Consider the following 15,022-nt stretch of genomic DNA (forward strand, 5'->3'; position numbering starts at 1 on the left):
TACCGGTGCAAACTTATCAGGTCTTAACGATGGCGAATTAACTGCCACAGCCACAGTCAGTGATGAAGCTGGCAATACAGCAACCGCTACAGACACCGCCATTCACGATAAAACAGCCGTAACCACCATACAAATGGGGGCTGGCGATGACTTAGTTAATGCGAACGAGCAAACAAATGTTGTTGTGAGTGGTCAGGTTACTGATATCGAGCCGACGAATACAGCAACAGTTACTTTTACTGATGAAAGTGGCGAACTCGTTACTATAAACAATGTTACGATTAATAACGACGGCAGCTGGGAAGTTGATAGTGCAGATATTAATACCCTTGCCGATGGCACTATTACTGCGACTGTTAATGTACTCGACAATGCGGGTAACCAAGCCACAAATAGCACAACCTTTGAAAAAGACACCCAAGCTTCCATTTCTATACCAAGTGAAAATAACGATTTATTAATCAATAATGCAGAAAGATCGGCTGTAGTTATTAATGGTCAAAGTGCCAATATTGAAGAAGGTAAAATCGTCAATATTACTGTTTCCGATGGTAATGCTTCGGTAACAGGGCAAGCGACTATTTTAGCTGATGGTACATGGCAAAGTAACTCACTCGATTTGACATCCCTTGATGAAGGGGCATTGACTGTTACAGCAACAACCGCTGATACCGCAGGCAACACTGCCAATGCAGATCTTAACATTGTTAAAGATACACAAAGCGCTGTTACGGTAAATGTGGGCGATAATGCTGTTATTAACAATGCTGAGCAAAGCACTGCGAAAGTAGCAGGCACAGTAAACGACGTAGAAGCTAACCAAAGCGTAGCAATTACTATTAAAGACAGTAGCGGCAATACTGTATTTAATGGCACTGCAAGTGTAGATGATGCTGGCAACTGGGAATTAGATAGCAGTATTTTAAATGCACTGTCTGATGGCGACTATACAGTAGATGTAAGCACACAAGATATAGCGGGTAACGTAGCAACAAGCACGCTAGATTTTACTAAAGACACCCAAGCAAGCACCACTTTAGTGTTGGATGATACTTTAATAAACGCAGCCGAGGACGAAGCGGTAAGCTTAAGCGGTGTGGTTGATGATGTAGAGTCAACCAATAGCATAACCGTTACCTTTACAGATAAAGACGGCACAAAAGTGACCGTTGATGATGTAACCATAAATGCCGATGGCACATGGGAAGTAAGTGACGAAGACATAAGCTCACTTGCAGATGGCAACATAACTGTAAGTGTTAGCGTATTTGATAACGCAGGTAATGAAGCGGTTAATACGACAAGCCTAACAAAAGATACTGTTGCTAATGTCACGGTTGATATTGTTGATACAGACGATAGCGTAATAAATGGTGCTGGTGAAAATACAAACGTTACTATAAACGGCACTGCCGTAGGCGTAGAAAATGGGCAAACGGTCACCGTAGTAGTCAGTGATGGCACAAATAGTGAAACTTTCACCGCACTCGTTACTGATGAAGCGTACACAATCACAGGCGCAGACGTATCAGAGCTTAACGATGGCACATTAACCGCCACAGCCACGGTAAGTGATGTCGCAGGCAATACAGCAACCGCTACAGACACCGCCATTCACGATAAAACAGCCGTAACCAGCATTGATGTTGCAACAGGTGACGACACTGTTATTAATACCGCAGAGCAAAGTGATGTAGTTGTAAGCGGTGTAATAGAAGAAGCAGATACAAGCCAAACTGCCACGGTTGTCTTTACCGATGTGAACGGAGACAAAGTTACTGTTGAAAACGTAGCTATTGATGCAGATGGTGAATGGCAAATAGCGGCTACGGATATTTCAACGCTAGCAGATGGTGAAATTACAGCAAGTGTTAGCGCATTAGATGTTGAAGGCAATTTAGCCACAAACGAAACCAGCTTTACTAAAGACACCACAGTTGCCGTAACGGTAGATATAAACGATACAAGCGACAACGTAATAAACGGCAATGGTGAAAACGTAAGCGTTGAAATTACAGGAACTACAACCGGCGTTGAAGATAACCAAACAGTCACGGTGGTTGTAAAGGATGCAGCGGGTAATGAGCGCAGCTTTGAAGCGACGGTTATTAATAATGCCTACACGATTACCGGTGCTGATTTATCAGGGCTAGATGACGGTACATTAACCGCCACAGCCACCGTAAGTGATGTTGCAGGCAATACCGCAACCGATACAGACACAGCCATTCACGATAAAACCGCAGCAACCACCATTGAAATGGCAGCAGGCGATGACGTTGTTAATACTGATGAGCAGGGTAATGTTGTAGTAAGCGGTGTAATAGAAGAGGCTGATGAAAATCAAACCGCCACGGTGGTCTTTACCGATGTAAATGGTGACAAAGTCACAGTCGAAAATGTAGTTATTAATGCCGCGGGTGAGTGGGTAATTAATGCCACTGATATATCAGAACTTGCTGATGGAGAGATTACCGCAGAAGTGAGCGCACTTGATATTGAGGGCAATTTAGCGACTAATTCAACAACTTTCACTAAAGACACCACCATTAATATTGATATTGATACTGGTGAAAGCGGCATTAACAGTAGATCATTTAAAGACGGTGAAGTAACCACGTTAAATGGTACAACCGATGCTGAACCAGGTTCTATCGTTACACTTACGATTTTTGATGGCACTACTAGTGAAATAGTGACTGCAGCAGTAGCAAATGGTGGAACTTGGACTGTTAACGGTATAGATGTATCTGAGCTTGATGATACACAGTCGTGGACTATTACAGCAACCGTTACCGATTCTGCAGGAAACACAGCGCAAGATATCGCACCCACATTAGATGCGCTTGATAGCCAAACATTAAACGAAAGTAATACTGCAAATGGCGGCACAAGCTCAGCGACTAGTTCAATAGAAATAGATAACGCTGACCTTACATTAAGTACAAACCAATCTGGCCTTGAAGGCTTAACGGTAGACGGCAGCCCTGTTTCGGTTACCTTAGCAAATGACGGTTTATCGTTAGAAGTTAAAGACTCTCAAGGCAACTTAGTGTTAAGTGTGGCGCTTGCTGGTGGAGAACTTACCACTACGCTACATGCACCTATTGATCACGAAAGTGAAAGCTTACTTACTGATATTTTTGTTGATGCACTACAAACAGATGCCGATGGCACAACCGAATTAGTCGTTGTACCAACAGCCGTTACTATTACCGACTCTGCCCCACAAAGCAGTGACGACAGCTTTACAGTCACCGAAGCAGACACTGATGCAGGTAGAGTATCAACAGGTAGCTTAGTCACAAACGACAGTGTAGTAGAGGGCGCACCAACCGTTACAAGTGTAACATTTAATGGCACTGATTATGACGTAACCACAAGTACACCAGCCACGATAGTAACCGATGAAGGTACTTTAACGGTTAACAGCGATGGCACATGGAGCTTTAACGCGCTTGATAAGCGAGACTCAACGCCTTCACCACAGTTTACTATTGAATACACAATAGCAGATCGCGACGGTGTAGGTAGCTCTACCAGTACAGCTACATTTACAGTACAAGATGGCAGTGCGGGCAGTTTTACTAACCAAGCAACCACCTACACTGAAAGTGACTACGGCGTTATTACCACGAATAACAAAAACTTTGATGTTGTGGCAGGCTCTGATGCATTAGTTGCCGATTCAATCACCTTTGATGACACTATTTCAAGTTTAGATTCGCTTAACTTAACAAGTTCAGGCTCTGCTATTACCTTTGTTTTAAGTGAAGACGGAAAAACAATTACAGGCTCAGCTAATGGCAGCGAAGTTATTCGCTTTAGCGTAAGTGCAACGCAAGATGCAAATGGCAAAGATTTAGATGCTAAGGTTCAAACAACAGTAAGCTTACCCCTTGATAACCCTAATGGAGAGAATATTGATTTTGCGCTTTCTATTAATGGGGAGGACAGTGATGGTACAGCAATCAGCGGTGCGGGTAACGTAACCATAACCGTTCAAGATGGCGGTGGGCCTCAGGTTGAAGATACCTCAGAAACACCTATTAGTATTGACGAAAGTGGTTTAGACCCCGCTAATAATACCACCGTATCTCAGCAAGGTACCGTGAGCACAACAGTTGGCAGTGACACAATAACATCGCTAGCATTCTCTAGTGATTCACAACCAAATTTAACTGCCGGTGGTGTCGCGCTTGTATACACTTTAAGTGATGATGGAAGAACGATAACGGCAAATACTGGCGAAGGTACAGAAACAATTTTTGTAGCGACGTTACCCGACATTAATGGCACGAGTAATCAAAACTTAACATACGAGTTTACGCTTTACCGTCCATTTGACAACACAATAGAAGGTACCGGCGTACCATTGCAAGTCGAAGTGATAGATAATGATGGGGACAGTAATACGACCACATTAAACATTACCGTTAATGATGGCGGGGCAGAGCATACTCAAAATGATATTACTTTAAATGTTTCTGAAACACCTAACAGCGTGGCTGACAATAACGAAGATGGAGATGGCCAAGCAAATACTGATACTGATACCTCATTTACAGTAACAGCAGGTCTTGATGATGTAGTGGACATGCAAGTTAGTATTACTGATGGGGCAGCGGTGCTTGATAGTAATGGTAATCAGCTAACGCAAACTACGCTCGATGAGAACGGTAATGCTGTCACCACAAATATTGTTTGGCAAGTTAATAGCGACGGTACCGCACAAGGTATTTTAGAAGGCACTTCAACCGAGGTCTTTAAAATTACGCTACCAGATGTAGATGTAGCAGCACAAACGTCTGAAACCTACTCAATTTCATTTGAAATAACAGGTGCAATAGATCATATCAATGGTACTGATACACCTCAAATCGTGATCCCAGTATATACAAAAGATACCGATAACTCACAGGTTACAAGTAACGTCACGGTGACATTAAACGACGGTACCGATCCTGTAATAGCTGACTCAGCTGCAAGTGTTGATGAGACTAACCTTAGAAATAATGACCCAATTACAACTACGGGGCAAATTACAGTAACGCAAGGCTCTGATGAAGTTGTAGAAATTAAGCTTGCAGATAACTTTATAGCAACCTTTAACGGCGGAAGTTACGTTACTGCGGATGGAAATAATCCAATTACATTAAACGATAAAAACGCTGATGGCTGGTATATCGCTACAGCAAATGGCGAAGATGTTTTACGCGTTAAATTTAATCCTGATGGCTCTTACACTTACGAGCAATTTACAGCAATTAAACACCCTGATGCTGACGGAACAAATACGCAAGATATCAGCTTTGATGTAACTGCTGTTGATGCTGATGGCGATACTAATAACGCAGCAGTAACTATTACAGTAACTGATGATACACCAACAGTAGATACCACACCTGTCGCTGTTAACCTTGTTGAGGGCGGCGGTAAAACACTCGAACTGCTTGATATTAATAGCAGTAACTTTGTTGGTAACACCAATAACCCAGGTGCAGATGGTGCTAAATTAGCTTCATTTACTTATGGTGGTACAAAGTACATTGCGTTTGACTCAGGCTCTGATTCAACCGGTAACTATAAAGAAGTTGCCTTTAAAGGTGAGGGTGACAGTGATACATCTGGCACATTAAGAGTATACGAAAGCGGTAAAGTAGTGATTACAACTGACGAGTTTGCTCAAAGCGATAACGAAGATTTTACAGACTCAATTAGCTATACCGTTATCGACAATGATGCTGATAAAGCAACAGGAAGTATTGATTTAAAAATAAGTGATTACAAAGGTGAGCTAACCGTTGAAGCAACTGACATTAATGAAGATGCCACTGACGGTAGCGGTAACGCTAACAATACACGTAGTGAAGTGACCATTACCATTGATAGAGGTGATATTTCTGACCAAGAAGAGACAGTCAGTGAAATAAAAATTGAGTTGGCGTCTTTACAAGGCGGAGAGCTTTACCTCAATGGTAGTTTAGCTACAAACAATGCCAATGTTACAATTGTGAATGGCTATTATGTATTTACAGGCGCTGCATTAACTACTAACGCTGATGATACAGTGACAGTTGCTAATTTAACTTATCAACCAGCAGAAAACAGCTCCGATTTTTCTAATACGGTTGAATTTAAAGTTGAAACCACAATAACTATCAAAGATGGTGGAACACCACGAGAGTTAAGCGATTCGACTACCATTTCAGTTGAATCAGTAGCCGATACCCCAGAGTGGGATACAGGTAATGCTTACCAATACACCCTAGATGAAGACTCACCTGAAAACCTCATTATTAGTGCAGCATTAACTGATACTGATGGCTCTGAGAAATTGACTTATGTAATTTCAGGTTTAGATGAAAACTTAGTACTTAAAATTGGTGGCAGAACAATAACCGAAGGCGCAATACTCACACAAAGTGAACTTAACAAATTAACGGTTAGTAACAAATTACATTCAACTGGCGAATATACGTTTGATATTCAAGCAACAAGTACAGAAAAAGACAATAACAACACAGCAACAGCTGACAAACAAACGGTTACAGTAACGATTAATCCAGTAGCCGACGCGCCAAAACTAGCTGTGCGCGTTGATACAATTAACGAAGATTCAAACCCTCAACTGAGTGACCTAATAAACGGACTGCTCGTTGATACAGATGGTTCTGAGCGTCTCAAGTACGAAATAGAAATACCAACATTTATAGATGCTAATGGTGATGAGCAAGTTGTTACATTATTAGATGGTAATGGAGATGAAGTAACCCCAGTTAATGGTGTTTACACTATTTTTGACACTGACTTAGCAAATTATACGCTTAAGTTACCTGAGCATTTAGCGCAAGAAAAAATTGCACTTAAAGTAAACGCAATTAGTGAAGAAGTTGTAGATGGTAATGTTGTTGATAGTGCAGAAACCGGCGTAAAAGAATTTACCTTTAAAGTAGTGGGTGTTGCAGATTCACCCGTATTAACAAGCAATAATGACTGGGTATATGACGACTCAGGGCTTACTTTAGAAAATACCACCGGTGTAGAAGATGAATTACTCACGCTCGACTTTTTATTCGAAAGTGAAGACACCGATGGCTCAGAAACCGTTAGTTTAGTAATTTCAGAATTACCCGATGGTGTAACGCTTGTAAATGCAATAACGGGAGAGCCTGCTAATTTACCTGTTGTAGGTATTGGCGCTAATGGCAACCCTAAGTACAGCTTGTTAGCCAGCGAGTCTGGTAATTATGCATTAAAACCAAGTGCCGATTTTAGCGGTAACGTTGACTTTAATATTACAGTGGTGACTACTGAGCCAGATACAGGTGAATTTAACACAAAAGACACGGAAATTAAGGCAAGTGTTACATTTACGCCGGTTATTGACTCCACTAACTTAAATACAAATGTTGTTGGCAATGAAGACAGCCAAATCTCACTTAAATTAAATCCCGACCTCTCAGATGTAGATGGTTCTGAAAGTATTACAAAAGCGATTATTAATAGTATTCCAGATGGTACAACGCTTTACATAAACGGTGTTGAAACAGCTGTTGGTAGTGGAATAGATGTTACCGACTACTTAAATACAGATAGTGTTACACTCAAACCTGATGAAGATTACTCAGGCGAGCTTAGTGTTGAGATAACTTACACCGTACAAGATACTTCTGCTGCTGTATCAAGTGATATAAGTGCAAATATTACGGTAACTGTTAATGGCAAAGTAGATGTAGCCCCAAGCATTGAGGCTGACGGCGCTGTTACTCGTATCGAAACCACAGATGAAACCATTACTAATGAAGGAAGTGCTAATGAGCGTCAAATTAATTTAACTGGCGTTGCATCATTCATTGAAGAGGATATTGATGGTTCTGAGCATATAACATATATCGAAATTATCTTGCCAAAAAACTCCTCATTAAAAGTTATTTACATGCAAGATGGTGAAAACATAGCCTCGCCAGATGGGACTGGTCGCTGGGTTATTCCTATAGACGCTGGTACAAGTGACGCCGCTAAAGACAGCATAAACGATTTGCTTAATAACGTAATTATTGAAGCTAACTCATCTACTGGTTCTGACGTTGATGTGACAGTTAATGCACGCGTTAAAGACGGTGACGACAGCGCCCTTATTAGCGGAAACTTTAAAGTACGGTTTAATATTGATGGCGAAGGAGAAACGACTACTGCATCGCCAGTTAATACGTTACAAATAGAAAATGTTACGGCTGATGAAGGCGGTAGCGTTACTTTTGAGGAAAGTGACTTTAATTTAGGTGAAGATTTATCTCAAGATGTTGATGATAACTATAACGATGTAATTACTATTTATGTTGAGCAGAGCAGTTTGCCAGAAGGCTTCACTATTGAGGGCGATGGTATAATTGCGGTAGAAACAGACACTGGTATAGAGTACATAATCCCTGAAAGCTCGCTAAGTACAATGGTTATTAACAGTAACGACAGTGACTACTCTGGCTTATTAGAAATTCCAGTAAAAATAGTTGCCGTAGACCCAAGTGGCGACCGCGAAATAGATATAACCCAATCATTAAGTGTGGATATTAACCCTGTAGTTGATGGTGGCACCCTTGCTGCTGCAACGCAAACGATTACTGAAGACAATACAAATACATCACTTGGTATTACGTTTACCTCAACAGACGAAAGTACAGATACTGAAGATGGTGGTGTTGAAGAAATTGATTTTACTCAGCCAATAACAATTGAGTTACCAGATGGAGGTACATTATATGACCCTTCAGATAATTTTGAGTTACAAACTGATGGCAGTTATTTATACAAAGGTAATGGCAGTACATTTGACGATGATTTAGCCGGTGTTGGGATTAACCCTCCTGAAAATGCCAAGGGTGATTTTGATATTAATATTAGCGCTACAGTAGTAGATAGAGCTACGCTTTCGACAGGTGAAGTAAAAGCGAGCTCTACTATTAACCAAACAATTACAGTAAATGTAACACCTGTAACAGACGGTGTTATGCTTACTGCTAATAGCGTTACTGGCGATGAAGACAGCGAAATTATACTTACGGGATTAGCGGCTACTTCGCTAGATGACTCCGAAACTACCTATTTTACAATTAGCGGTGTACCAAAAGGTGCCACTCTTATTGATGCGGTAACAGGTGAAGAGCTACAAATAATTAATAATGGTGATGACGGCTCAGAAAATGGCACAACGAGCTGGACTATTCCTCGAAGCTTACTTGAAGGGAATGCAGATAATATTGTATTACTTCCTCCTCTTGATTTTAGTGGAGACATAACACTAAGTTTAAATGCAATTAGCCAAGATGGTACACAGGGCGAGTTATTACAGCAATCACAAAGCTTTAACGTGAGTGTTAACCCTGTAGCAGACACGCTTGATTTTAGTCAAAAACCAGAAGATAACTATTCAGGTGACGAAGATAGCAACGTAACTATTGATCTTGCTGCCTTTAGCACTGAGGCCGATGGCACTGAGCAAGTGCAACTTAAAGTTATTATTAATGGTGATACTTCTGACTCATCGGCATTAGCTGAGCTAGAAAATGGCTATATAGAGCTTGCTGATGGTACTAAAGTTAACTTTGCACAAGAGGGTAATAACTATATTGCTACCGTAATAAGCGAAGAAGGCAGTGGTATAGAAAACTTTGACTTTAACGCCGGTGGCCTTGCGTTTGGCACGTTTAATATGAGCGTTGAGGTAGCGACTATGGATAGCGCAGTTATTAATGGTGAAACCGTTACTGTAACTGGCACACCTGAAACGTCAGACTTTATTGTAGAGTTAGAACCACAAGCAGACGCGCCGTTATGGACAGCCGCTAATGATGTAACCAGTAGCTCAACTAATAATATTGCACTTAACCTTGATGTTGATTTACAAAACCCTGCAGCAGATGAAACCGGCTATATTGAAATTACTGGCTTACCTGATGGATACAGCTTTAACTTTGGAGATAAAGTAGGTGATACGTGGACCGTTGATATTGCTGATATTGAAACCCTTGAGATTGTAAATGCGGATGCTGGCGATAGTTTTGACTTAACGTTAACTGCATTTTCAACACTTAACGGTGAAACACGAGAAGCTTCGCCTGAGGAAGTAAATGTAACTATTTCTGAGTCGGCTACAACTAGCTCAGCGGGTACCGCAAGTGCGAGCGGCGACAGTGGGCCTGATTATAGCGATATGTCTGGCAGTGGTAACACAGCACATGATGAGACGATTGCAAGTATGACCAACGGCGATCAAAACGTATGAAGCTAATCCTAAACCGAGAGCAAATACTGGCACTCGGTAAGCACATTGCAGATGCCCTGCATTTACGCCATCAAAGCGAAAACTTATTACTTGGTTTGCCAAGTAATGAGTTTTCGGCGCATCATTTAGAGCAAGCATTAAGTAATATTAATGTGAGTGCGCAGCAGCAAACTACGCCAAAACATTATGCTTACCCTGCTTTGGTGCTTGATAAAGAAGGCTACTTTTGGTTTTTTGAAAACGATGGTAAAAGTACGTTTAGCTCACTTGATGAAGCAAAACCTAAGCAATTAAGTGATATTGATAAAGAGCTTATTTGGTACTTGTCGCACGATAATGTAACTGATGAACGCTCAGAAAAACTTCATACACGTATTCCTAGTTGGCTAAAGCCTGCATGGGATCAGGTTAAACCATTTTATAATTCGTTGTTACTCGCCTCGCTAACCGTTAATTTATTAGCTTTAGTAGTGCCGTTGTTTACCATGAACGTATACGACCGCGTTGTGCCTAATGCTGCGCTCGATACCTTATGGGTACTTGCAACCGGCGCAACAATAGCCATTGTGTTTGATTGGTTATTAAAGCAAGCGCGCGGGCATTTAACCGATGCGGCTGGCAGGCAAATAGATTTACGTATTAGCAGTATGTTGTACGCTAAAGTGCTAGGTATGCGCCTTGAGCAGCGCCCAGCCTCTGCAGGTGCTTATGCAAAGCAAGTGCAAGACTTTGACAGCGTGCGAGAGTTTATAACCTCAGCGACGCTTGTATCGGTAATCGATTTACCTTTTACACTGCTGTTTTTAGCGCTTATTTTTTGGCTAGGTGGCTTAATTGTTTTAATTCCGGTTGTAGTACTTACCTTGGTTGTTATTACAAGCGCGGTATTACAAGCAAGACTGAGTGAAAGTGTTGAACAGGCATCTAAGTTATCGACCCAGCGCCAAGCGTATTTAATCGAAAACCTGAACCAGCTTGTTGAGCTTAAGCAAATGAACGGCCAAGCAGGCGCGCAACAAAAGCTTGAACAAACACTCGCACAAATGGTTGATTGGCAAAATAAATCACGCCATAGCGCCACAACACTTACGCATACAGTTGCAAGCCTTAGCCAATTTACCAGTATTGCGCTTATTGTGTTTGGTGTTTATTTAATTAGTAACGGCGACATTAGCATGGGCGCACTGATTGCTATTGTTATGCTGAGTGGGCGCGCATCGGGTTCTATTTCTGCTTTAGCTGGGCTTGTTTTAAAATATAAACAAACACAAACAGCCATTGAGTCGGTTAAAAATATAATGGCGCTTGAGCAAGAACAAAAAAGTGGCGAAAACACGATTAATGCGCCTGTAAATGGCAATATTACAGCCCGCCATTTGAGCTTTCAGTACCATGAGCAAGAACTTGAGGCAGTGCACAGTATTAACTTTGAAATTAAGCAGGGCGAAAAAATAGGTTTATATGGCCGTGCAGGCTCTGGTAAGTCTACCTTGCTTGCAATTATTGCTGGGCAGTACAGAGCTACATCAGGTCAGCTTTTAATTGACGACATAGATATAAGGCACTGGTCGTTAAGTGCGCTACGCAAGCAAAGTGGCTGGGTAGCACAAAGCCCAAGCTTGTTTTATGGCACAGTGCTTGAAAACATTACTCTAGGCGCACAAAATATAACCCCAACAAACTTAACCAATGCATTAGTTAAATCTGGCGTAAGTCGTTTTATTGACCGGTTGGAGTCGGGGCTGGAAACACAGGTTGGCGAGTTTGGTCGGTTTTTATCGGGCGGACAACGTCAAGCTGTATGTATTGCGCGTGCTTTATTAAAAGACGATAACGCATTACTTATTTTAGATGAACCTTCGTCGGCTATGGATGCAGGCCACGAAAAACTCCTCATTAAAACCCTTCAGGATCGCACTGAAACGGTGGTTATTTCGAGTCATCGTAAAGATATGCTGACTATATGCGACAGAATATTTGTGCTCGACCACGGTCGCTTAAAAAGTATAGAAACACCAAGCTCATTATTTAGTAATAAAGTGCATGGTGGTGTAAAACTAGTAAGTAAAAAAGTGACAAGGGTGAATACAGAGACTGGGAGTTCTTCAACCAATGGCTGATTTATATATGGGGCAGCTACAAGCTGCAAAACAAGCTAAAAGATTGGTTATTATAGTTTTTGTATTACTTTTTGCTGTGGTTTTGTGGGCTAAATTTGCTAAGCTAGAAGAAGTTGTTGTAGGTCAAGGTGCTGTTATACCAGTACAACGTGTTCAAACTATTGAAAACCTTGATGGCGGTATTTTAAAAGAAGTTTTAGTACGTGAAGGGCAAATTGTAGAGGTGGGTGATCCGCTTTTACTGATTGATGAAACCCGATTTGCTGCTGCTTATGCTGAATCTAGTCAAGAAAAAGGTTCGTTATTAGCAAGACGAAACCGTCTAGTAACTGAATTGAAAAGCGTTACTTTAAATGAAGAAAGCAGTTTTGGCGCTAATATAGAACGCTTAGAAATACCTAGAAAAGATATTGCTGTAGATGTGTATAAGCAGGCATACAATACGTATACTTCAAGACTTACACAGCTTGAGTCTCAGCTACAGCAGCGCACGCAAAACCTACTCCAGCAGGAGCAAGCCAGTGTAGAGCAACGTGCAAATATATCTGCGCTTAAGCAAAGGCTAAAGCTCACAACACGGGAAGTACTGTTAACTCAAGGTGCTGTAGATGCGGGTGCTGTTGCCGAAATGGAGTTGGTTAAATTGCAACGAGACGAAATTGGCATGCAAGGTGAATTAAACCAAGCCAATGCGTTATTACAGCAATTAAAAGCGGCAAAAAGTCAGGTAAAAGAAGAGCGAAAAGCGATAGTATTTGATTATTTAGCGGATACACAAAATCAGTTAGATGAAGTGAGTAACGAGCTTGCTAAAATTCAACAAAGTAGCAAATCACTCGAAGATAGACTTATAAAAGCACAAGTTAGATCGCCAGTACGTGGTACCGTAAAAAATATTGTATCACGCTCTATTGGCAGTGTAATTGACCCCGGCGAGGTGATGATGGAAATTGTCCCTCAAAACGATTTGCTTTTAATTGATACTAAAATTCAACCAAAAGATATCGGTTTTATTCGAGTGGGCATGGCTGCTAAAGTTAAGTTTACTGCTTATGACTTTGTAATATACGGTGGACTTGAAGGTGAAGTTACTTATATTGGTGCAGATGCTCAGTATTTAGAAGATGGAACTGCTTATTATCAGGCTTATATTAAAACAACAATAAGCCAAATAGCAGAGCAAGCAATAATCCCAGGGATGCAAACGCAAGTAGATGTTATTACTGGAAAAAAAACTGTTTTAGATTATTGGCTAAAACCTTTGCTTAGAGCAAAAGCCAATGCAATGCGTGAACCATAATATAGGAATATTAAATGCGTAAATTAGGACTACTCTCTGTTTTAGCCTTAGCCCCAGGGTTATCGAATGCGTTAACGCTTGAGCAATCTGTAGCTGAAACATTAAACACTAATCCGAGATTAATGCAGAAATATGCGAGCTTTGAAGCAAAATACCGCGATAAACGCAGTGCGTTTAGTGAGTATTTACCACAAGTTCGTTTATATGCAGGATATGGATACGAGCGCGTAAACTATAAATCAGGCCGAGAACTTGATAGCGAATTAAATCGTAGAGAAATAGGTTTAAAAATAACACAAATGTTATTTGATGGTTTTAGAACATCATCTGAAGTTGCTAGACTAGATAACGAAGCAAAAGCTGACCAATTGGGTTTAATATCTGCTGCAGAGAATATTAGCCTTGAAGTTGTACAGGTATATTTAGACTTGCTTAAATCAGTTGAGTTAGTTGAGTTGTCAGAGCGAAATATCAACATACATAAAAAAATATTAAGTGATATTGAACAACGACGTCAACGTGGTTTATCAAGCGATGCCGATGTAGCTCAAGTACAGTCTAGACTTGCTACATCACAATCTGGTTTTTTAGCTGCTAAAAATAATCTTCAAGATATTAAAGCAAATTACTATGATTTAGTGGGTCAGTACCCTGATGATTTAATGATTCCTAAAGTGGATGAAACATATATACCAGCCACTTTAGGTGATGCTATAGCAGTCGCTAAAAAATCACATCCAGAAATTATGGCTGCTGTTTTTGATATAGAAGCTGCAAATAAACAAATAGAAAGAGAGAAAAGCGGTTATTGGCCAAAGGTTAGTTTAGAGTTTGATGTAGCTGATAACGATAATATTTCGGGCTCTCCTGGTCGTGATGATAACGGCCGAGTAATGCTTTCTATGAGTTACGATTTATACAACGGTGGCAAAACAAATGCAGATACCGAAGCGGCAAAATGGCGTTACCAAGAAGCCGTAGCAGTTAAAGACACAACTCACCGGCAAGTCGAAGAAGCGACAACCTTTGCATGGAATGCAAACATGTTTTTAGCTGAGCAAAAAGGCTTTTACGAAGAAAATGTTGGCTATGCTGAAGTTGCTCAAAAAGGGTATGAACGCCAATTTTCATTAGGTCGTCGTTCGTTATTAGATGTACTTGATTCGCAAATTGAGTTGTTTACAGCGCGTCGTAACTATATTGAATCGGCTTATGATCAACGCAAAGCAAGCTTTAGGCTTGTAAATGCAACAGGGCGTTTAGTTAGAGCTCTTAGGGTTGATAAACCTGAAGCATGGCTACTAGGAGATAGATAAT

At 40.9% G+C, this 15,022-nt stretch carries 4 protein-coding genes; all 4 read left to right on the forward strand.

Annotated features, from left to right (window positions below; translation table 11 throughout):
* Positions 1-100: 100 nt before the first annotated feature.
* The 4 genes from H5092_RS15800 to H5092_RS15815 are packed head-to-tail and all read left to right on the forward strand — an operon-like array spanning position 101 to position 15,021.
* On the forward strand, positions 101-10,285 hold the full coding sequence (locus H5092_RS15800) for an Ig-like domain-containing protein (protein WP_310736018.1): 10,185 nt from the start codon (positions 101-103) through the stop codon (positions 10,283-10,285).
* The gene (locus tag H5092_RS15805; protein WP_182733968.1) at positions 10,282-12,405 is read left to right on the forward strand and encodes an ATP-binding cassette domain-containing protein; all 2,124 of its coding nucleotides are present in this window, start codon (positions 10,282-10,284) and stop codon (positions 12,403-12,405) included. Before H5092_RS15800 ends, H5092_RS15805 begins: the two co-directional genes overlap by 4 nt.
* Entirely contained in the window at positions 12,398-13,705 is a 1,308-nt protein-coding gene (locus H5092_RS15810) for an HlyD family type I secretion periplasmic adaptor subunit (protein WP_182715576.1), read from the forward strand. The genes H5092_RS15805 and H5092_RS15810 overlap by 8 nt, the downstream gene beginning before the upstream one ends.
* Before the next feature lie 14 nt (positions 13,706-13,719).
* Entirely contained in the window at positions 13,720-15,021 is a 1,302-nt protein-coding gene (locus H5092_RS15815) for a TolC family outer membrane protein (RefSeq protein WP_182715575.1), read from the forward strand.
* Position 15,022 lies beyond the last annotated feature (1 nt).

The sequence above is a fragment of the Pseudoalteromonas sp. SR41-7 genome, assembly GCF_014163935.1.
GTDB lineage: Bacteria > Pseudomonadota > Gammaproteobacteria > Enterobacterales > Alteromonadaceae > Pseudoalteromonas > Pseudoalteromonas distincta.